Below are 20,136 nucleotides of genomic sequence, written 5' to 3'. Positions count from 1 at the left end.
ACCTCAGCTTAACACTGTGAAACGCCGATGTGTAACAACTCACTTAAGTAAGGAAATAATCGGGAACAAGCTTGAGTTTCGTAACATTTCTCAACGCTGGCTTTATTTGATAGGTTCCCCGCCCTAACTTCTAATGGTGACTACATCAACTTCTCAGACTTCAGCGCCCACGGTGCCCAAGCGACGCTTGCCAAAATGGGCAACCGCATTCGGCCCACAAATTATCATTGCCCTCATTCTTGGCTTGGTCCTTGGCTTGCTGGCCAAATACACCGGCCATTCTAAGGACACTCCAAATGGCCTAGGCATCACCCTAGCGACGATTGGTTCTAGCTACGTCTCGCTGCTTAAGGCAGCGGTGATCCCGCTGGTTTTCTTCGCAGTCGTAGCCTCGATTGCCAATTTGTCTAAGGTAACCAATGCTGCACGGCTGGCGTGGCAAACCATTTTGTGGTTCGCGATTACCTCGCTGATCTCCGTTGTCATCGGCATGGTGCTGGGTACGGTGCTGCGTCCCGGAGCCGGAACCGGCCAGGACGCACCACCAGAATATGATGGGCGCACCGGTGATTGGTGGTCGTTCCTCATCGGGATCATCCCGTCGAACTTCTTGGGCCTCGGCGCCACCTCGCAGGTCGCCGACTCCGGTGCGGTGACCACCGCGCTAAACTTCAACGTGCTGCAGGTGCTGGTCATCGCCATCACCGTGGGCATTGCCGCGCTGAAGGTCGGCGACGCCGCCCGCCCATTCCTCGAATTCTCCAGTGCAACACTTGCGGTGATCCAGAAGATCCTATGGTGGATCATTCGTCTTGCCCCACTGGGAACCATTGGGCTCATTGGTAATGCAGTAGCCAGCTATGGGTGGGACACCATTGGGGCTCTGGGCAAGTTCTCACTTGCCATTTACATCGGCCTTGCCTTGGTGCTCTTCGGGCTTTACCCGATCTTGGTCCGCGCACATGGTTTGAGCATCAAGCAGTACTTCTCCGGCGTCTGGCCGGCCGTGCAGCTGGGCTTCGTCTCCCGCTCTTCCATCGGTACCCTGCCACTGACCCAACGGGTTACCGAACGCAACCTCGGCGTACCCTCCGGGTATGCATCGTTCGCGGTGCCACTGGGTGCTACAACCAAAATGGATGGTTGCGCGGCAATCTACCCGGCAATCTCCGCAATCTTTGTTGCCCAGTTCTTCAATATTGATTTGGGTATCACCGACTATCTGCTAATCGCTCTGGTTTCGGTCTTGGGTTCGGCGGCAACCGCCGGCACCACCGGCGCCGTGGTCATGCTGACGCTCACGTTGTCCACCGTGGGACTGCCATTGGCAGGCGTTGGGCTGATCCTTGCAGTAGATCCCATTTTGGATATGGGACGCACCGCGGTGAATGTTGCCGGTCAGGCGCTTGTCCCAACCATCGTTGCCAAGCGCGAAGGAATCTTGGACGAAGCACTTTACAACGCACCGCGCCTCGGGGATCCGTTCAACGACGAGTTCTCCGTTCACGTAAGCGAAGAGCCCGCCACTATCGATTCCTCGGTCATTGAAGAAATCGAGTCAATTAATGACGCAAACACCGATCCTGAAGCGCACAAAGAATCCGCAAGGACCTCGGTCTAACCCCTTTTTGAGCTAACCACTCAAGCTCATTGCTTTTGTTGTAGTCACCTTGATGCGTAGCGACCGCCAGCCCTCCGGGGGTCGGCGATCGCTACGCATTTTTAATGCCCAATCAATATTCGCTCCGGCACTCAAGAACCCCTGCTGTGAAGCAAAGCGGAGCAAGGTATAGCGGTGCAGGTCCTTGGCCTCCCACGAATCAGACTCACATAAATTGCACAGCATGCAAGTTTGCACGTAGTGTAGAAAGGTGAGCTCCCCAGATACCACTGCCATCTCTCGGCGTGAACTGAACAAGACAGCAACTCGCGACGCAATAGTTCGCGCGGCCATCGAGCAACTCAAGTCCGATGGTTTCGCCTCCCTGACCGCCGAATCGGTAGCCGATGCCGCCGGCGTATCTCGTCGCACGTTATTCAATTATTTTCCCTCCATCGAAGCCGCACTCAATGAGCCAACCAAGCTATTACTGGATCGCGCGGTTGTCGCCTTTGACCGCTTGGACAGCGATGTCGACCTACTCAGCGCGGCAGTCTATGCGGTGGAATCCCTGGTCGATCCGGCCCTCTTGGAACCAGTAGCGGCACTGTACTTGCAAGCCGCGGCACACCCCCAAATGGCCCGCATGCAGCTTGAATCCTGGAATACCTGCGCCGAACAGCTCAATAAGATCATTTTGCAGCGAGCTCCCGAAGGCACAGAACTATCGGCGCTGGTCTTCGCACACGCAATAGTCGGTGCGGGGAAGGCGGCTTTTGCTCTGTGGGCCAAGGAGCTCACCGGCCCCATCGATAAGCGCAGCACCGATGTGCTGCGCGACATTCTTGCCGAGGCCATCGCCCAGTTACGCGATGGTTTCCCCTCACTTCAACAACGCGCCGACAACCCCGGAAGGCCTTAGACCATGGCTTCTTTTCTGTATCGACTAGGTGCGATGGCTTATCGCAGGCGGTGGGCGGTGCTCAGCGCTTGGCTTGTAGCGCTGCTAGCCATCGGTTTGAGCGCTGGCCTGTTCATGGGCAAGCTTTCAAACACGTTCTCCATCCCGGGCACCGAAACTCAGCGCACCCTTGACCGGATGAAGGTCGAGATGCCGGAGCTTGCAGGTGGCACCGGGTCCATTGTTTTCCGTAGCAAAGATGGCAAGCCTCTAGACGAGGCTCAGCATCGGGCCATTGAAAAATCCCTTTCCGACCTTGCCACTCAGTCCGAGGTCACCGAGGTTCGTAAACCATTCGAACTCCAAAAGCAGCTTGATGATGCTCAACCGCAGTTGAAGGAAGGGCGCCAAAAGCTTGACGATGCCGCCAAACAACTCGCCGACGGTAAGCAACAGCTCGCCGATGGCAAAGTCGCGTTAGAAACGGGCCAAGATGAGGTTGAGGCCGGCCTAACAAAATTGGGCGAAGCCAAAACAACACTTGCCGATGGCAAGAAACAGCTTGCCGCTGGACAAGCCAAGCTTGATGCGGCGCGCGCCGAACTAGCAACGGGCGAGGCTCAGCTCAAGAGCGGACAGACGCAACTTGCCGCCGGGCAGAAGACCTGGAACAAGGGAAATGCAGAGTATCAGGCAGGTGCCAAGAAAATTGCCGAGGGTCGTAAAGCAATTGCTGCCGCACAAAAACAGCTTGATGCCAGCGCCAAAAAAATTGTTGCTGGGCAAAAGGAACATGCTGCCGGGCTGAACCAAATCCTGCGCGGGGAATCACGGGCAACCGTTGAAAGGAATCTTGCAAAGGGCAAGGTAGAGGCGCAAAAGGGCATTGCCACCGCCGACGCCGGACTTGCCAAAATAAATGCCGGCATCACGGAAATCAATCAGGGCATCATTCAGCTGCAGAACAGCCTTGATCAGCTAAATAAGATCCCCGAGAACCAGCGAACCGATGAGCAAAAAGACATGCTCACCGCGCTTCCGGGACAAATTGCTCAACTTCAGGCACAGCGCGACGGTAAGGATGGTCTACTAGCAAAGAAGGCCGCCGCCGAGGCCGGAAGGGCGCAAGCCCAGGCGGGCCTGAAGCAGATTACCGCGGCAACCACCGGGCTGAACCGGCTCGATGCCGCGAAAAAAAAGCTTGATGCCGGAGCCAAGGAGCTGGCCGCCGGACAGAAAACTCTGAACGGGAAGAAAGCCGAGCTTGAGCGCGGTGCCAAGGCACTACCAGGGGCAAAGGCCAAGCTTGATGCCGGAGCCAAGGAATTGGCCACCAACCGTGCCAAGCTCAACGCTGCCGCCAACAAAATCGCCACGGGCAAGGCCCAGCTTCGCTCCGGCCAAACCGAGATCGATGCAAACGCCGCAACGCTCGCCGCGGGGCAAAAAACCATTGATGAAAATCAAGCCAAACTGGTTGCCGCGCAGCAAACCCTGAAGGAAAAGGCTGCCGAAATTCCTGCGGCCGAGGCCAAGCTGGAACAAGGAGCCAAGGACCTAGCCACCGGTGAAGCCGAGCTAGCCTTCGCCGCGCGTCAGGCCGGTGCCTCGGAGGGTATGCGCTTTATCTCTACCGATGGTTCAACCGCGGTGGCGCACGTGAGCTTTAAGGGACAGACCGATTCGCTGACCCCGGCACAACGCGAAGACATTCAGTCAATTGCCGCCGGCCCGGAAGCCACCGGCGTTGAGGTGCTCTTCTCCAAGGAAATCCTCCAGGACCTCTCCTCGATCTTTGGTGCCGCCGAAGTTATCGGCATTGCCGTTGCGGCAACGGTGCTGTTGATCATGCTCGGAACCTTGGTTGCCGCAGGGCTACCGTTGCTGATGGCCATCCTAGGTGTGGGAGCGGGCGTGGGTGGCACGCTAGCACTCTCCTCGGTCATCGAAATGGCATCGATCACCCCGGCGCTTGCGCTCATGTTGGGTCTTGCGGTGGGCATCGACTACTCGCTGTTTATCGTCCATAGGCACCGCCGACAAATGCTTGAGGGTGTACCGGTGGGCGAATCCATTGCTCGTGCCACCGGGACCAGCGGCAACGCCGTGGTCTTTGCCGGGCTGACGGTGGTGATTGCGCTTTCGGCGCTCGCTGTTCCTGGCCTTCCGTTCCTGAGTATCTTGGGGATTTCCGCAGCATTTACCGTGGCGATGGCCGTGTTGATTGCCATCACGCTGACCCCGGCACTGCTGGGCTTCATCGGTACCAAGCTGATTTCCAAGCGGGCTTGGGCCAAGAATGAGGCAGCAGGTTCCGAACACGCCGCACCCAAGAACGACGCAGGTAATCGTGGGTGGGGTGCGATAGTGACCAAGCGTCCCTGGGTTGCGGCAATTGCCTCAATTGCGGTGCTTGCCATCGTTGCGTTGCCTGCGGCCTCGCTGCGTACGGCACTGCCCGATGGCAGCGCCGAGCCAGCAGATTCCGCTGCATTCCAGGCATATGAGCAGATGAGCGACAAATTTGGGGCCGGATATAACGGTCCTTTGCTGGTGCTTGCCGATTTGCCGAGCGGACTGGATCAGCGCGGTGCGGATACTGCAAACCTTGATGTTGCCGATCAATTGCGCAAGATTGACGGTGTGGTTGCGGCAATTCCCGTGCAGACAAATAAGGAACGTACCTTAGGCGCCATCCAGATCATCCCGGTCGATGGTCCGGCCAGCGCACAAACCGAGGCACTGGTTCATACATTGCGTGATTCGGCAGCCGGCATCAAGGAAGCCACCGGTTCCAGCATTGCCGTGACCGGTCAGGTTGCAGCGCAGGTCGATGTTTCGGAGAAGCTTGCCGAGGCGCTGCCAATGTACATCGGAATTGTTGTGGGACTCTCGCTGATCCTGCTGCTGCTTGTATTCCGTTCGATTGTTGTTCCCTTCCTGGCCACCGCCGGGTTCCTGCTCTCACTCATGGCGGCATTCGGTGCAACTGTTGCCGTCTACCAGTGGGGTTGGTTGGGCAATATCTTTGATGTGAACGTGCCGGGGCCGATCATGAGCTTCCTGCCGATCCTGCTCACCGGCATCCTCTTTGGACTGGCCATGGACTATCAGGTATTCCTGGTGGCCGGCATGCGCGAATCATTTGCCCACGGGCAACCGGCACGTGCTGCTGTGCGCTCCGGATTCGCACATTCGGCTCCGGTGGTCACCGCCGCGGCACTGATCATGACGAGCGTTTTTGCTGGGTTTGTGTTCTCCCATCTGACAATGATTCGGGCCATTGGGTTCTCGCTGGCCGTCGGTGTGCTCTTTGATGCATTCATCGTGCGCATGACCTTGACCCCGGCGATTATGCACCTGTTGGGTAAGCATGCCTGGTACATCCCGACGTGGCTTGACAAGATTCTGCCGGATGTTGACGTTGAGGGCTCGAAGATTGCCGCGCTGGCTCATGCCGACGCGCCGCAGGCTACTGCCACGGGGCTCGGGACCGATCCGGGTACCGACCAATCGCCGAGCCGGGATACGGTTGACGCATGAGTGAATTGAGCCATGATGGAGCCGCTGTGCCCGCAGATACGGTGTTGACCCAGGACCCATTGGGCGATATTGAGAATCCCGATGAACTTCCGTTGTTGGTCTTGGCCTCGGCTTCTCCGGGACGGGCGAAGATCCTCAAGGATGCAGGCATCGACTTTGATATTCAGGTCTCAAGGGTTGATGAGCATGCGGCGCTGGCCGCGGCCACCGAACGCTTTGGTGAGCTGGGACCGGCTGATACCGCGCTGCTACTGGCCAAGACCAAGGCGGAGGATGTAGCTTCCCTCGAGGCGACCGATGGTGCAATGGTGCTGGGTTGTGATTCGGTGTTTGAATTTGAGGGCGTTGCCTATGGCAAGCCCTACACTCCCGAGGTTGCCACCGAACGCTGGGAAGCCATGAGCGGGAAATCCGGAATCCTGCACACCGGCCACTGGTTGATCGATAATCGTTCCGAAGAGGACGACGATGGTGGATCCGGTGCAACAATCGGTGCCGTTTCCTCGACTGTCGTGAACTTTGAAAAGGTCAGCGCCGAGGAGATCGCCGCCTATGTTGCAACTGGCGAACCGCTTCCGTGCGCCGGAGGGTTCACCATTGATGGTCGAGGTGCCGCTTTTATTCGCGGTGTCGAGGGCAACCCGCACACCGTCGTGGGACTCAATGTCTCAACCTTGCGTGAATTGTTGCATGAAGCTGGATTGTCTATTACCGATATTTGGGCCTAACCTGCTGAGCAATAGATGGCTGGTAAGGCAAATAAAAACCCTCGGGCGGTGTGAAAGATCTTCTTTCACACCGCCCGAGGGGTTTTGTGCCAACAGATGGGCCCGGTCGTGATTTTCCTACTTCAGGACTTTCTTCAGTTCCTCCTGCGCGTCGAGTTCCGGGTGTAGCGCCGAACCTACATCCGGATCATCGTCGAGAATCAGGGATTCAACATCTGCGTATGGATCTAGTTCCGGCGGTCGTCGCTTGAATCCACCGGTGATGTAGGCGAGCTGGATGGCACCCAGCGCCAGCCAGGACAGGCCGATCATGAAGGTCAGTCCTGACAGCGAGGTCCATAGCCATACGGTCAGGCAGAAACCGACGGCCGGGATCAGCCCGTAGCGCAGCAGATCTAGCGGGGTGCGCTGGTGCTTATCGATCACGAAGTGCTTGATGGTGGCCAGGTTCACCATCGAGAAAGCAAAGAGTGCGCCGAAGCTAATCATTGAGGACAGCGTGTCTAGGTCCAACCAGATCCCCAGCAGACCGATGGCACCGACCAAGAGGATACCCAGCAGTGGGGTGCGGAAGCGTTCGGACAGCGCGCCAAAGATTTTCCGCGGCAGCACACCGTCGCGCCCCATCGAATACAGGATGCGTGAGACGCTGGCCTGCGAGGTCATGGCCGAGGCGAATGAACCAGCGCAATATGCCGCCACGAAGAAGGCTCCGAGCACGATGCCACCGACGTCTTGCATGACCTCGAGTCCCGCGGATTCAATATCAACAAAGTCCTGCCAGTTGGGGAATGAGATGGCTGCGATGTAGGCAGTTGCGGTAAAGATGACGCCACCGCAGAGCGTGACGAGCATGATGGCCCTGGGTACCTGTTTTTTGGGGTCTTTGGCTTCCTCGGCGAGTGTTGATACGGCATCGAAGCCCAAGAAAGCTAGGCAGAGAATTGCCGCTCCGCCGAAGATCTCCGAGCCCTGCATCGCGGGGCTGAGCAGCGGAGCCAAGAAGTTTGGCGCTTCACCCTGGGCCACGGCACGCAGGCCGAGCGCGAAGAAGGTAATGAGGAAAACTACCTGAACCGCGATGAGAATGAAGTTTGCCTTGACCAAAAGCCGGATGCCAATAACGTTGAGCGCCGTAGAAAGTGCAAGTACCGCGACGATGAAGATCCCCGCCGGGATGTCCGGGAAGCTTGCGTGTAGATAAATCGAGATGACCATGGCGTCGAGCATGGGGAGCAATACGTAGTCGAGCATTAGTCCCCAGCCGGCCATGAAGCCGATCTCGCCACCGAAGGCACTGCGCGCATAGGCGTAGGCGGAACCGGATTTGGGGATGGCTCGCGACATTTGCCCGTAGCTAAAGGCGGTAAAAAGCATGGCGATTGTTGTGACTACATATGCGGCCGGCAAATGACCGGAGGTCATATTGGTGACGATGCCGAAGGTATCAAAAACTGCGAGGGGAACCATGTAGGCAAGTCCGAATAGAACTAGGCCTGACATTCCAAGTACGCGGCGAAGCTGTGGCGCATCTTTTGCCAAGAGTGCACTCCTCTGTTGGGGAACCAAGAAAACCGAACAGTGTAACCTGCGTCACTCTGCCAGAGATTCGATCCATCGACAAGGGTTTTCGTTGAGCACTTCGAGGATTACGGACGATATGGAATGCACTTTGAAAATAATGATGAGTTTTTCGCGGTGATTCCGGCATTTGCTGCACGCATTTCGCACCACACCACTCACCCATCCCCCAAATGCCATCCCGACATGGCGCCAGTCGCACTCTCCAGAGAAAATCAAAGAATTTCACGGAAAGTACTTGCAGAAATGGAAAGTACTTTCTAGGCTGTAGATACAACAACGTACCGAAGGAGCATCATGAACACCTCAACGAACTCAAAGATAACTTTCCGCTACCTTGCAATCGGTTTCACCGGGGCAATCGCCTGCATGACTGCATTGTTCATTTATGGGCTAGCCATCCAAAGTCAGGGACTCTTGGTTATATCTTCCACGATTGCGGCCCTGAGCGGTGCCGTATGGTCTTCAACTTACGCCTCGGTGAAAAAGAAGGAACGTGAATCGGCATGAGCAACAACAGCACCCCCTCCGACCCCTCGGCGCAAAACAATCCCGCGGAGGGACCCGGCATTTCGGCCCAGTCGGCGCGTGACATGCTCCAAGAGGCGGGCCGACTTGGCGCAGCTTCTCGTGCAGGAGCCAGCTGGCCTCACATCACCATGCTTTTAGGCCTCAGTGCCATCAGCTCGCTCTCACTCATTTCTTTCTGGCTCGTGGGGCGCTTCGATCAGTCCCTGATTTCCATCCCATTGATCGCGATGCTGATCTGGCTAGGAATTTTCATGGTGGTCATGATGGTCTTCGGCCGCTCGACCAAGCAGGGGTTTAGCAAACGCTGGATCCGCTTCATGGCCATCTGGGCAGCGCTGTGGATCGTTGGGGTGGGCCTAGGAACCACCATTGCCATCGATACACTCTGGTTCACCTTGTTGGTTTCCGGGGCTATCACGCTCAACGCGCTCGTGGCAACGTGGCTGGAGGCACAGAAATGACCGCCGTCGAACATCCACGCCACCAACTATGTGAGGATCTAGCGCATCCGGTGAGGTTTTCCCTGGTTGCGGCACTGGCCGGGACCGAGGAAAGCGAATTCAAGGTGGTGCGCGATCATCTGCAGGTTTCTGACTCGGTTCTGAGCCGGCAAGCCTCAGCACTAGAAAGCGCGGGGATCGTGAAAATCCGCAAAGGATTCATAGGCAAGCGCCCACGCACATGGCTCTCACTAACCACTGAGGGGCGAGACACCTGGAGCAAGCATCTCGCGGCGCTCAATGCCATTGCACAGGGGCAATAGCCAGCCGGTCCAGATAAGACATGCCGCTACGGGCATGTTTCTGGAGGGACACTGGCCAGCTGACTGAAGATTCATCCTGTACGCGGCGGAGGTCGGCACCATTTTTGTAGACTTCCTACAATAAATAGGTGACTTACACCCGACACAGGGTGTTTTGTGGGTATATATCCCACAACCGCGGGTAGGCTCCACAAGAGCACATTTAAGGAGATCACCCTGCCATGAGTCAGTTGACTAAGGTTCTCATCGCCAACCGCGGAGAAATCGCAGTACGCATTATCCGTGCAGCTCGCGACGAAGGTATTGGTTCGGTTGCCGTTTACGCCGAACCAGACCGCGACGCACTGCATGCACGTCTTGCCGATGAGGCCTATTCGCTGGGTGGTGCCACAGCGGCAGATTCCTACCTGAGCATCGAAAAGATCATCGAGGTCGCCAAGCGTTCGGGCGCGGATGCAATCCACCCCGGCTACGGCTTCTTGGCCGAAAACGCCATTTTTGCCCAAGCCGTCATCGACGCCGGGCTCATCTGGATTGGCCCTTCCCCGGACGCCATCGACCAGCTCGGTGACAAGGTCCAGGCCCGCCACTTGGCTGAAAAGGTTGGCGCCCCACTGGTGCCCGGTACCAAGGACCCGGTTGAATCAACCGAAGAAGTCCTCGCCTTCGCCGATGAATTCGGACTGCCACTTGCCATCAAGGCCGCCTACGGCGGCGGCGGGCGCGGCATCAAGGTAGTACGTAACCGCGAAGAAATTCCCGAAGCCTACGAATCCGCCGTCCGTGAGGCAGTTGCTGCCTTTGGCCGTGGGGAATGCTTCGTCGAGCGCTTCCTAGATGCCCCGCGCCACGTGGAGACCCAGTGCCTTGCCGATGCACACGGCAACGTGGTTGTTGTTTCAACGCGCGACTGTTCACTGCAGCGTCGTAACCAGAAACTCGTTGAAGAAGCCCCGGCTCCCTTCCTCACCGAAGAGCAGAACACTCGGCTTTACGAGGCCTCGAAGGCCATCATGCGTGAGGCCGGCTACGTGGGTGCCGGCACCTGCGAATTCCTCGTAGGCCAGGACGGGGTCATCTCGTTCCTAGAGGTCAACACGCGCCTGCAGGTTGAGCACACGATTTCCGAGGAAGTCACGGGCATTGACCTGGTACGCGAACAGTTCCGTCTGGCTCGCGGCGAAGAACTCGGTTACACCGATCCCGAGGTGCGCGGTCACTCGTTTGAATTCCGTATCAACGGTGAAGATGCAGGCCGCGGATTCATGCCGGCTCCGGGCACCATCACCACCATGAAACTTCCAACCGGCCCGGGCGTGCGCATTGACTCCGGCGTTGAAGCCGGAGAAACAGTGTCCGGTAACTTCGATTCGATGATCGCCAAGCTGATCGTCACCGGTGCTACCCGCCAGCAGGCAGCGGCTCGTGCCCGTCGCGCGCTTGAGGAATACCAAATCGAGGGCATGCCCACGGTGCTTCCATTCCACCGTGCAGTCATGGCAGATGCGGCATTCACCCCGGAATCCGGCCCGTTCTCGGTGCATACCCGCTGGATTGAAACCGAATTCACCAATGATATTCCGGCCTGGGATCCGGCAACCGCTGGTACCGCGGGCGAGGAATCCGAGCGCAATGCAATCACCGTTGAGGTGGGCGGAAAGCGTCTTGAGGTTGTCTTGCCTTCCTCGCTGGGCTCACTGTCCTCTTCCAATGGCACCAAGTCAAAGAAGAAGAAGCGCACCACGCGTGGCGGCTCATCCACCGGTGCTTCCGGAGCCGATCTGGTCTCCCCCATGCAGGGAACCATCGTCAAGGTTGCTGTAGAGGATGGCGCCGAGGTTGCCGAGGGTGATTTGATCGTCGTGCTTGAAGCAATGAAGATGGAACAGCCGCTGACCGCACACCGTGCTGGAATTGTCTGTGGGCTCAGTGCCGTTGCCGGGGATACCGTCTCCGCGGGTACCGTGCTGGCAACCATCGGTGAATGACTTGTTTGGCCTCTGAAATGAGGCGTTAGGTGGGCCCGAGTGTTTTCTTTATCGAAAACGCTCGGGCCTTCCTTTTGCGCTCGGTCCAGTCCAGTGGCCCGTACATGCAAATATGGCGTTGGGATCCATTTCAATGCTTTGAATTAGTAATCTCTTGCTCCCTACTGCCTTGCTAGGCCTAAGCTTTGCTTATGGGCACACCAATGTACGCACGTGATGAGGTTGACCCGCGCACCAATCCCCCGCCCTGTGGCAGCGAACGGGAGACCTTGCTCGGCTTCCTGACCTATCAACGCCAAACTTTTGCCGCCAAGTGCGCGGGGCTCACCGATGCCCAGCTGGCTACCCGATCTGTCCCACCCTCAGCCATGTCTTTGCTGGGGTTACTGCGGCATCTAAGTGATGTTGAACGATTTTGGGTGCGCATCCATCTGCTGGGGCAGTCAAAGAAGCAACTCTATTGGCATGCCGATGGCAATGACACAGATTTTGAGTTTCCCTACAATCAAACCGAGCTGGTGCCAAAGTCGTGGCGGGTCTGGCATAAGGAAACTGCGTTTAGCGATGCTGCGCTGAGCCAGGAATCCATGGAAGCAACGGTGCACATCACCGGTCATGGTGAGGTCTCGGTTCGTTGGATCCTTACCCATCTGATCGAGGAGTATTCACGGCACAACGGGCACGCGGACTTGCTGCGCGAATGCCTTGATGGGGTAGTTGGCGAATAACGCACGTGAGTTAACCGCCTCCGGCGCCCAGGGTTCCCCTTGTGAGGGAACTGGACGCCGGAAGTGTGCTTGCGGTAGTTATCGCGTTCCGCAGCGATTTCGAGCTAGGAGACGTTGTTCTCGTAGTCGACGTGTGTTGTGTCCTTGGTCAGGAACAAGGCGATGAGCGTCAGTACCGCGCCAATGGCCAGGTAGACACCAACCCAGACGGTATTTCCACCACCGAATTGCCACAGGGCAATTGCCACGAAGGAGGCCGGGGCCGCACCGATCACCGAAGACATATTGTAGGCAACAGCCGATCCGGTGTAGCGAACGTTGGAGGGGAAGAGCTCGGGAAGATAAGCGGCCATGGGCCCGAAGGTCAGGCCCATCAGGGTGAAGCCCACGATCAGTCCAACCATCGCGGCGGCCTTACCCGGGCCGAACATGAACGTCCATGCCAAACCGAAGACCAAAATCCCCAGAGTTACGGCAATCAAGAATTTGCGTCGGCCAAACTTTTCGGCCAGCGGACCCGAAACAACGGTGAAGATACCGAAGAAGACAACACCGATAATCAGCATGGTCAGGAATTCGGGACGTGCAATGCCAAGGCCCGGGGCAAAGGCTGCCTCTGCCGCTGCATCAAAGACCTTGCCCTTGGCTTCGGCTGCGGCACGCGCGGCCTCTACCGTTGCCGGAGCCGTACCGTAGGTCAGCGTGAAGGAGGTCATCAGGTAGAAGAGCACGTAGGTCGCCAACATAATGAATGTGCCGGCAAGGGTGGGGCGCCAGTGGTACTTCATGGTCACCTTAAACGGAGACTTGGCAACCTTTTTCTGCTCGACAACCTTGGTGAATGATGCAGATTCAACCAGCTTAAGTCGCACCCACAGGCCAACGGCGACCATCACCGCGGACAGCAGGAACGGAATACGCCAGCCCCAAGACATGAACTGTGCGTCGGTCAAGGTTGTCTGCAGCACCACAAAGATGACATTGGCGATAATAAAGCCGATGGGGGCACCTAGCTGCGGGAAGGTGCCGTAGATGGCTCGCTTGTTAGCGGGCGCGTTTTCGGTGGCCAGCAGCGCGGCACCCGACCATTCGCCACCCAGAGCCAGGCCCTGTGCAAAGCGTAGGAGCACCAGCATCAGTGGTGCTAGGACCACGAAGTTACCCTGCGCCGGTGGCAGGAAGCCGATCAGGAACGTTGCGATACCCATCAACAGCAGCGAAGCAACAAGGGTTCCCTTGCGGCCAATCTTGTCGCCAAAGTGCCCAAAGAGTACCGAGCCCACGGGACGTGCAATAAAGGCGACACCGAAAATGGCGAACGAGGAAAGAATTGCATTCACGTTCGAGGCGTTCGGGAAGAAGAGCGTCGGGAAGACTAGTACCGATGCTGTGGCATAGGCATAGAAATCGAAGAACTCAATGGTTGTACCAATGAGGCTGGCAAATAACACGCGTCCCCGGGTGTTCGCCTGGGGTGTCGTGACCGGTGCTGTTGAAGACATGACTCAGAATTCTCTGGGGGTATGGATATAACTACCCTCAATCTTAGGTCTGTGTTCAGCAGTTGGACGAGACCGTCCAATATGTGGACACTTTATGATGATTTATCAACATTTCCTCGGATCCATGAGCCCCACATCACAGGCATTGGGCATCGTCAAAAAATAGTCAAGCTCTCTTCACACACCTCACACACCAACAGGCCGGTGGCAAAACTCGAAAGTTTTGCCACCGGCCTGTTGAGAGGGCGTGTGTAGTTATTTAGAGATGTACGTGCAGGCGGCGCGAGGCCTCGGAAATCGAACCGGAAAGCGACGGGTAGACCGAGAAAGTCTCAGCCACATCATCAACGTGCAGTTTATTGTGCACCGCCAGCGCGATCGAGAAAATCAACTCCGAGGCGCGCGGGGCAACCACGACACCACCGATGACGGTGCCCGATCCACGACGCGAAATAATCTTCACGAAACCTTGGTCGATGTTCATCATCTTGGCGCGTGCGTTTGTCGCAAGATCCAGCTTGATGATGTCCGCTTGGTACTTGCCTTCGGCCACCATGCGCTGGGAAACACCGACGGTGGCAATCTCCGGGGAGGTGAAGATGTTTGAGGAGACCTCGTTGAGCTTCAGCGGTTTCACGGAGTCACCAAGCAGGTGAGCCATCGCGATGCGGCCCTGCATTGCTGCTACCGAGGCAAGTGCGAACACCCCGGTGCAGTCACCTGCCGCGTAGACGTTGGTGGCGGTGGTGCGCGAAACACCATCGACCTTGATGTGGCCCGACTCGGTCAGCTGCACGCCAGCGGCCTCGAGTCCGATGTCAGCGGTGTTCGGGATGGAACCCACGGCTACCAGGCAGTGGCTACCCTCCAGCACACGACCGTCACCAAGGGTTACCCGCACGACGTCGCCGTCGCGGACCACTGCCTCCGCACGAGCCTGTGCCACCACATTGACGCCATTGCGCTTGAAGGCCTCCTCCAAGACCTCGGCCGCATCAGCATCTTCACCCGGAAGCACGCGATCACGCGAGGAGACCAGCGTGACCTTGGTGCCCAGAAGGTTGTAGGCCGAGGCGAACTCGGCACCCGTAACACCGGAACCAATGACGATCAGGTGTTCGGGGATTTCTTTAAGATTGTAGACCTGGGTCCAGTTGAAGATTCGCTCCCCATCGGGAACCGCGGTGGGCAGTTCGCGCGGGTGTGCGCCAACGGAGATGAGCAGGGCGTCTGCCTCAATGCGCTCGGTGCTGCCATCGGCACGCGATACCTCAACGGTTTTGGCATCGAGAAGCTTGCCTTCGCCAATGACAACGCGTACTCCAACGCGTTCAAGGCCAACATGGATGTCCGAGGACTGATCCCGGGCAAGCTTGAGCAGTCGAGCGTTGACTATTGAAAGGTTTGCAACGGCTTCGGTGGTATCTTCACCAACCTTGACACCGAATTCACGCGCGCCCGAGACGCGGCGCATGGCATCCGCGGTGGCGATCAGCGTTTTAGAAGGAACTACGTCGGTCAAAACGGCCGAGCCGCCCATTCCCGCGCGTTCGACGATGGTGACCTGCGCTCCAAGCTGAGCGCCAACCATGGCCGCCTCATAGCCGCCGGGGCCGCCACCTAGAATTACAAGCCTATGGGAACTGAAATCGTGTTGTGCACTCACGATCCCTTATTCTCCCCTACCTAAGCCAATAGTGCACAACCCTTGGGTTTCTCGTGCCCACCTGAGATCAATTCTTGGGTGTCCGATGGTTACTAGCGGTTCTAACACCGTGTGGTGTGTGGTGGCTAACTAGCTGACATTAAGCGCTTACAGCTGTAGGTTTAACCTCGTGATGGATAACGCTATTGACCCCTTTGCCCTGGCCACCGCCGCCGCCCACAAGATCGCCGACATTACCGGTGTACCTTCCCACGACATTGCCTTGGTGCTGGGCTCCGGCTGGGGGGATGCCGCAAACCTCATCGGTGAAACAACCCACCGCATCGAGGCCACGGAACTTCCCGGCTTCCATGCAGCCTCGGTCCCGGGCCATGTTGGAACCATCTCTTCGGTGCTGACCACCGGAGGCAAGCGCGTGCTGGTGCTCGGTGCACGTACCCACTTCTATGAAGGTCAGGGCGTACGCGCGGTTGTTCACGGAGTGCGCACCGCAGCAGCCGCCGGGGCCAAGACCATGGTGCTGACCAATGGCTGTGGCGGTTTGAACCCGGCCTGGACCCCCGGGACTCCGGTACTGATTGCCGATCATATTAACCTCACCGCCACCTCCCCGCTGGAGGGCGCAACATTCGTTGACTTAACAGATCTATACTCTTCACGCATTCGCGATCTTGCCCGTGAGGTAGATTCCACCCTCGATCAGGGTGTCTATGCCCAGTTCACCGGCCCGCATTACGAGACCCCGGCCGAGGTGCAGTACGCAAAGGTTATCGGTGCCGACCTGGTTGGCATGTCAACGGCGCTTGAAGCAATTGCAGCACGCCATGCAGGCATGGAAGTCTTTGGCATCTCGCTGGTCACCAACCTTGCCGCGGGCATCTCTAAGACAGCTTTGAGCCACGAGGAAGTCATCGAAGCCGGAGCCGCAGCAGGGCCACGCATTTCGGCCCTCTTGGCGCAGATCATCGCCAAGCTCTAAACAAGCTCCCCTGACCGCCGCAGCATTTTTCAAAGGAACCATCCGATGATGCAGGACCCTTCACTCACCGAGCTCCTTGAGCGCGCCAGCGCGTGGGCACAGCAGGACCCCGATGAAAACACCCAGGCCCAGCTGCGGCAGTTATGTGAAAAGGTTCGAAGCGGTGATGACAGCGCTGCGCTGGAGCTTGCCGATAGGTTTGCCGGAAACCTTGCCTTTGGTACGGCCGGGTTGCGAGCAGAACTAGGCGCGGGACCTAACCGGATGAATTCAATGGTGGTGCGGCGTACCGCTGCGGGGATCGGCCGCTTCCTACGTCAGCGCGCCAAGGGCACCTATGTGCCCTCGGCAGTCATTGGTTTTGATGCGCGCTACAACTCCGATGTTTTTGCTTCCGAGTCGGCGGCCATCCTTACCGCGGCGGGGATCACGGTTTCTTTGATGCCGATGGCTCTTCCTACTCCCGTGCTGGCCTGGGCGGTGCGAGAATTTGCGGCCGATGCCGGGATCATGGTCACCGCAAGCCATAATCCACCGGCAGATAATGGGTACAAGGTGTATCTGGGCGGCAAGGCCGAGCCCGGCTGGGGTTCCGGTGCGCAGATCGTCACCCCTGCCGATGCGCAGATCGCGGCCCAAATCAATCACGATGAACCAATGATCGATATTGCACTCGCACACACCGGATGGAAGGTCCTGCCGGGCCGGGCCGAACCCGGTGATATTGAGGCCGCATACCTTGAAAAGATCACCGGGCTGCTCACGGCTATTGAGGATGCGCCAACGGCGGATCTTGCCCTGGCACGTGCTGCACTAAAAATAGTGCTGACTCCCATGCATGGAGTTGGTGGGCACACCATGGCCACCGGCTTTGCCGCTTCAGGTTTTTCTCACGTGGCAATCGTTGCCGAACAAGAACACCCGGATCCTGATTTTCCCACCGTGGCTTTTCCCAATCCGGAAGAACCCGGGGCCATAGATCTTGCGGTGGCCCTAGCCCAGCGCACCGGCGCAGATCTGGTGATTGCCAATGACCCCGATGCCGATCGTTGTGCCGCGGCGGTAAACTTCCCGGACACCGGATGGCGAATGCTGCGCGGGGACGAGGTCGGATGGTTACTGGGCACACGCATCGCCCAAACGGCTTCCCAGGACTCGGTCTTTGCTAACTCAATAGTCTCTTCTCGCATGCTTGCCTCGATTGCTGCACTGCGGGGCTTGGGGCATCGGCAGACGTTGACCGGATTCAAATGGATTTCACGCACCCCCGACCTGGCATACGGTTACGAAGAAGCCCTTGGCTATTGCGTTGCTCCGGATTTGGTCCGTGACAAGGATGGCATTTCAGCGGCCCTGCTACTTGCCGAATACGCTGCCGAGCTCAAGGCAGCGAATTCCGGCTTCCCGCAGGTACTAGATGCGCTGGCTTTGGCTCACGGCGCCCACCAAACCGATCAATTATCGTTGCGGGTCAAAGATCTGGGGCTACTGGGAACCATGATGGAGTCGTTACGTGCCAACCCACCTAGGGAATTAGCTGGTGAAACCGTTGCCCAGTTCGAGGATTTGAGTTTAGGCGCTCACCTGCCACCCACCGATGGGCTGCTATTTCTGACCGAGGCCAATACCCGTGTGATCATTCGTCCCTCGGGAACGGAACCAAAACTCAAGTGCTACCTCGAAATTATTTCGCAGGCCACGGACGCGCAGCAGCTGCCATCCTTGCGCGTAGCGGGTCAAGAAAAGCTGGACACCATTAAACGAGAGCTTTCACGGCTGTTGGCCGGATAGCTCCCGATCAAGAATCCGGTGAGAACGTAGACCTACCATTTTTTACGGTAGCGCCAGTTCCTCGCCCAAGGTACTCATTTCATTTTTCCCATGCCCCCCACGGCCTACCTATCTCAAGGAGTCAGAACCTGATGAGCAACGAACCAACGAGCGCCAACATCGCTTCCTACATTGACCACACCATCTTGGCTGCTGACGCATCGGGTGCAGATATCCAGCGCATTTGTGCCGAGGCAGCAAAATACAAGTTCTTCTCGGTATGCGTGAACCCACTGTGGGTTTCCACGGTCACCGAGGCGTTGGCCGGCAGCGGTGTCTTGACGTGCTCGGTCATTGGATTCCCCTTTGGTGCCACCACCACCGCGTCAAAGGTCTTTGAGGCTCGCGGAGCAATTGCCGATGGTGCCAAGGAAATCGATATGGTCATCAATATCGCTGCGGCCAAGGCCGGAGACGAGGCGGCCCTGGTTGCAGATATTTCGGCGATCGCCGATGCGGTTCACGAAAGTGGCGCCATTTTGAAGGTCATCATCGAAACCTCGCTACTGACCGACGATGAAAAGGTGTTGGCCTGCCGCGCATCGGTGAGTGCCGGAGCCGACTTTGTGAAGACCTCAACCGGGTTTGCCGGAGGTGGAGCAACACTGCAAGACGTAGCATTAATGCGCGCAACCGTCGGTCCCGACCTCGGGGTCAAGGCCTCGGGCGGTGTACGTTCACTTGAAACTGCGCGCGCAATGATTGCTGCCGGGGCCACGAGGCTCGGTTCGAGCTCCGGAGTTGCTATTGTAGAGGGTGAACTCGGAACCGAAGGCTACTAATCCTCGTACGTCCCTCGGCATAGAACATACTTTCAAGGAGAATCGCTGTGTACTCGAACGGCAAGAATCTGGCCCACTCGGGTCAGGGACGCTTCGTTGGTAACCTGATCGCTACTATCGTCTTCCTGGCCATCTTCTGCGGCGCGATCTACTCGCTGTCGTTCTGGACGCTGGAAAATGCTTGGATCCCGGGCATTTCTTGCTTCGTGCTCTTCGTGCTGGCTTTCGCAATTCCGCAGCACATCATGGGCATCTCGGATCGCGATCCCGCCGAGGCAGCCTCAAAGAAGTAGGGCGTTTCAACTCCCTTCAGGACGCTTACTTCCCCCATCCCCCGCAGCGTTGTGGTGGCACGGGGGGGAAGTAGGCGTCCTGAGTTGTTTAATCGGGTACTCGGAGCATGAAAAGTCTTCTGGCATCACCCTCAGCAACATTTCTACAGCACGTAGAAAAGGCCTGACGATGACGGGTATGATGAAGTCAACGGATCATTGGTGATCCGATATAGATCCGCTAGCTGCAGAAATGAGAGCTTCACATGGAAAACACCCCAAGCACCAAAATCATCGTTGGTGTTGACGGATCGCCTCAGTCAATTGAAGCCCTACGCTACGCAGCACCACTATCCAAGGCGCTGGGGCACGAACTGCAGGCGTTTGCATCATGGCTGCCGCGCATTGCGCTTGAAGACTACACCCCCGATTGGGCCCCCGAAGCAGATGCCCGCACCGCACTGGATGCAGCAATCACCCAGGCCTTCGGTGAGAATGTGCCGGAAAACCTGACGCGCGAAGTAGTCATGGGTCCTGCGGCACCAACCCTGATTGATGCCTCAAAGGACGCAGCGATGCTCATCATGGGAACCCGCGGTCGCGGAGGCTTCAAGGGGCTGCTCCTCGGTTCGGTTTCCAGTTCGCTTGCTGCCCACGCGCACTGCCCTGTTCTGATTCACCACGGCGAAAAGACCGAGAAGTAAGACTTCAACACAAGTCATTAACAGATGGCTGTGTCCCC

General features: G+C 57.6%; 17 protein-coding genes. 14 read left to right on the top strand and 3 right to left on the bottom strand.

The features are described 5' to 3' along the window. Positions 1 to 133: 133 nt before the first annotated feature. From CQ018_RS14310 to CQ018_RS14295, 4 genes are all read left to right on the top strand, one after another. A complete protein-coding gene (locus CQ018_RS14310; RefSeq protein ID WP_105550689.1) occupies positions 134 to 1,621 on the top strand; it encodes a dicarboxylate/amino acid:cation symporter in 1,488 nt (495 codons plus the stop codon). A gap of 250 nt (positions 1,622 to 1,871) precedes the next feature. Further along, positions 1,872 to 2,522: a TetR/AcrR family transcriptional regulator gene (locus CQ018_RS14305; protein ID WP_105550688.1), complete on the top strand. Its 651-nt coding sequence runs from the start codon at positions 1,872 to 1,874 to the stop codon at positions 2,520 to 2,522. A gap of 3 nt (positions 2,523 to 2,525) precedes the next feature. Then, positions 2,526 to 6,044, top strand: a complete 3,519-nt coding sequence (locus CQ018_RS14300; protein ID WP_105550687.1) for an MMPL family transporter — start codon at positions 2,526 to 2,528, stop codon at positions 6,042 to 6,044. Further along, positions 6,041 to 6,772 (top strand): nucleoside triphosphate pyrophosphatase, encoded by a 732-nt coding sequence (locus tag CQ018_RS14295; protein WP_105550686.1) that lies wholly within the window; start codon positions 6,041 to 6,043, stop codon positions 6,770 to 6,772. The genes CQ018_RS14300 and CQ018_RS14295 overlap by 4 nt, the downstream gene beginning before the upstream one ends. A 117-nt stretch (positions 6,773 to 6,889) precedes the next feature. Here CQ018_RS14295 and CQ018_RS14290 read toward each other — a convergent pair whose 3' ends face one another. After that, a complete protein-coding gene (locus CQ018_RS14290; protein WP_258142628.1) occupies positions 6,890 to 8,314 on the bottom strand; it encodes an APC family permease in 1,425 nt (474 codons plus the stop codon). Positions 8,315 to 8,650: 336 nt separating this feature from the next. On the opposite strand from CQ018_RS14290, the gene CQ018_RS14285 reads away from it, so the two are divergent. The 5 genes from CQ018_RS14285 to CQ018_RS14265 all read left to right on the top strand — a co-directional run bounded on the left by CQ018_RS14285 (position 8,651) and on the right by CQ018_RS14265 (position 12,363). Further along, the gene (locus CQ018_RS14285; protein ID WP_105550685.1) at positions 8,651 to 8,863 is read left to right on the top strand and encodes a hypothetical protein; all 213 of its coding nucleotides are present in this window, start codon (positions 8,651 to 8,653) and stop codon (positions 8,861 to 8,863) included. Further along, the gene (locus tag CQ018_RS14280; RefSeq protein WP_105550684.1) at positions 8,860 to 9,345 is read left to right on the top strand and encodes a hypothetical protein; all 486 of its coding nucleotides are present in this window, start codon (positions 8,860 to 8,862) and stop codon (positions 9,343 to 9,345) included. Before CQ018_RS14285 ends, CQ018_RS14280 begins: the two co-directional genes overlap by 4 nt. Next, on the top strand, positions 9,342 to 9,647 hold the full coding sequence (locus CQ018_RS14275; RefSeq protein WP_105550683.1) for a transcriptional regulator: 306 nt from the start codon (positions 9,342 to 9,344) through the stop codon (positions 9,645 to 9,647). The genes CQ018_RS14280 and CQ018_RS14275 overlap by 4 nt, the downstream gene beginning before the upstream one ends. 221 nt (positions 9,648 to 9,868) lie before the next feature. Continuing rightward, positions 9,869 to 11,635: a biotin carboxylase N-terminal domain-containing protein gene (locus CQ018_RS14270; RefSeq protein WP_105550682.1), complete on the top strand. Its 1,767-nt coding sequence runs from the start codon at positions 9,869 to 9,871 to the stop codon at positions 11,633 to 11,635. Between the two features lie 191 nt (positions 11,636 to 11,826). Beyond that, on the top strand, positions 11,827 to 12,363 hold the full coding sequence (locus tag CQ018_RS14265) for a DinB family protein (protein WP_219844064.1): 537 nt from the start codon (positions 11,827 to 11,829) through the stop codon (positions 12,361 to 12,363). Between the two features lie 104 nt (positions 12,364 to 12,467). Here CQ018_RS14265 and CQ018_RS14260 read toward each other — a convergent pair whose 3' ends face one another. Continuing rightward, positions 12,468 to 13,865 carry an MFS transporter gene (locus CQ018_RS14260; RefSeq protein WP_105550680.1) on the bottom strand — a complete coding sequence of 466 codons (1,398 nt, stop codon included), beginning with the start codon at positions 13,863 to 13,865 and terminating at the stop codon, positions 12,468 to 12,470. A 259-nt stretch (positions 13,866 to 14,124) separates the two neighbouring features. Further along, on the bottom strand, positions 14,125 to 15,531 hold the full coding sequence (locus CQ018_RS14255) for an NAD(P)H-quinone dehydrogenase (RefSeq protein ID WP_105550679.1): 1,407 nt from the start codon (positions 15,529 to 15,531) through the stop codon (positions 14,125 to 14,127). Between the two features lie 172 nt (positions 15,532 to 15,703). On the opposite strand from CQ018_RS14255, the gene CQ018_RS14250 reads away from it, so the two are divergent. The 5 genes from CQ018_RS14250 to CQ018_RS14230 all read left to right on the top strand — a co-directional run bounded on the left by CQ018_RS14250 (position 15,704) and on the right by CQ018_RS14230 (position 20,098). Continuing rightward, positions 15,704 to 16,510, top strand: a complete 807-nt coding sequence (locus CQ018_RS14250) for a purine-nucleoside phosphorylase (RefSeq protein ID WP_105550678.1) — start codon at positions 15,704 to 15,706, stop codon at positions 16,508 to 16,510. 45 nt (positions 16,511 to 16,555) lie between these two features. Continuing rightward, complete coding sequence (locus CQ018_RS14245) at positions 16,556 to 18,301, top strand: phospho-sugar mutase (protein ID WP_105550677.1); 1,746 nt, start codon at positions 16,556 to 16,558, stop codon at positions 18,299 to 18,301. A gap of 131 nt (positions 18,302 to 18,432) precedes the next feature. Next, positions 18,433 to 19,122: a deoxyribose-phosphate aldolase gene (gene deoC, locus CQ018_RS14240; protein ID WP_105550676.1), complete on the top strand. Its 690-nt coding sequence runs from the start codon at positions 18,433 to 18,435 to the stop codon at positions 19,120 to 19,122. A 47-nt stretch (positions 19,123 to 19,169) separates the two neighbouring features. Next, complete coding sequence (locus tag CQ018_RS14235) at positions 19,170 to 19,415, top strand: hypothetical protein (protein WP_105550675.1); 246 nt, start codon at positions 19,170 to 19,172, stop codon at positions 19,413 to 19,415. Between the two features lie 245 nt (positions 19,416 to 19,660). Beyond that, complete coding sequence (locus CQ018_RS14230; protein WP_105550674.1) at positions 19,661 to 20,098, top strand: universal stress protein; 438 nt, start codon at positions 19,661 to 19,663, stop codon at positions 20,096 to 20,098. The last annotated feature ends 38 nt before the right edge of the window (positions 20,099 to 20,136 follow it).

Source organism: Arthrobacter sp. MYb227, from assembly GCF_002975435.1.
In the GTDB taxonomy this organism is placed as follows: domain Bacteria; phylum Actinomycetota; class Actinomycetes; order Actinomycetales; family Micrococcaceae; genus Paeniglutamicibacter.
The sequence above is the reverse complement of the archived record's forward strand: the minus strand, read 5'-3'. Positions and strand labels throughout refer to the sequence as shown.

What these genes read in the sequence shown, in the direction of transcription:
- CQ018_RS14310 (WP_105550689.1), top strand. Translation starts at nt 134, where the DNA reads ATGGTGACTACATCAACTTCTCAGACTTCAGCGCCCACGGTGCCCAAG.
- CQ018_RS14300 (WP_105550687.1), top strand. Translation starts at nt 2,526, where the DNA reads ATGGCTTCTTTTCTGTATCGACTAGGTGCGATGGCTTATCGCAGGCGG.
- CQ018_RS14295 (WP_105550686.1), top strand. Translation starts at nt 6,041, where the DNA reads ATGAGTGAATTGAGCCATGATGGAGCCGCTGTGCCCGCAGATACGGTG.
- CQ018_RS14285 (WP_105550685.1), top strand. Translation starts at nt 8,651, where the DNA reads ATGAACACCTCAACGAACTCAAAGATAACTTTCCGCTACCTTGCAATC.
- CQ018_RS14280 (WP_105550684.1), top strand. Translation starts at nt 8,860, where the DNA reads ATGAGCAACAACAGCACCCCCTCCGACCCCTCGGCGCAAAACAATCCC.
- CQ018_RS14275 (WP_105550683.1), top strand. Translation starts at nt 9,342, where the DNA reads ATGACCGCCGTCGAACATCCACGCCACCAACTATGTGAGGATCTAGCG.
- CQ018_RS14270 (WP_105550682.1), top strand. Translation starts at nt 9,869, where the DNA reads ATGAGTCAGTTGACTAAGGTTCTCATCGCCAACCGCGGAGAAATCGCA.
- CQ018_RS14265 (WP_219844064.1), top strand. Translation starts at nt 11,827, where the DNA reads ATGGGCACACCAATGTACGCACGTGATGAGGTTGACCCGCGCACCAAT.
- CQ018_RS14260 (WP_105550680.1), bottom strand. Translation starts at nt 13,865, where the DNA reads ATGTCTTCAACAGCACCGGTCACGACACCCCAGGCGAACACCCGGGGA.
- CQ018_RS14250 (WP_105550678.1), top strand. Translation starts at nt 15,704, where the DNA reads ATGGATAACGCTATTGACCCCTTTGCCCTGGCCACCGCCGCCGCCCAC.
- CQ018_RS14245 (WP_105550677.1), top strand. Translation starts at nt 16,556, where the DNA reads ATGATGCAGGACCCTTCACTCACCGAGCTCCTTGAGCGCGCCAGCGCG.
- deoC (WP_105550676.1), top strand. Translation starts at nt 18,433, where the DNA reads ATGAGCAACGAACCAACGAGCGCCAACATCGCTTCCTACATTGACCAC.
- CQ018_RS14230 (WP_105550674.1), top strand. Translation starts at nt 19,661, where the DNA reads ATGGAAAACACCCCAAGCACCAAAATCATCGTTGGTGTTGACGGATCG.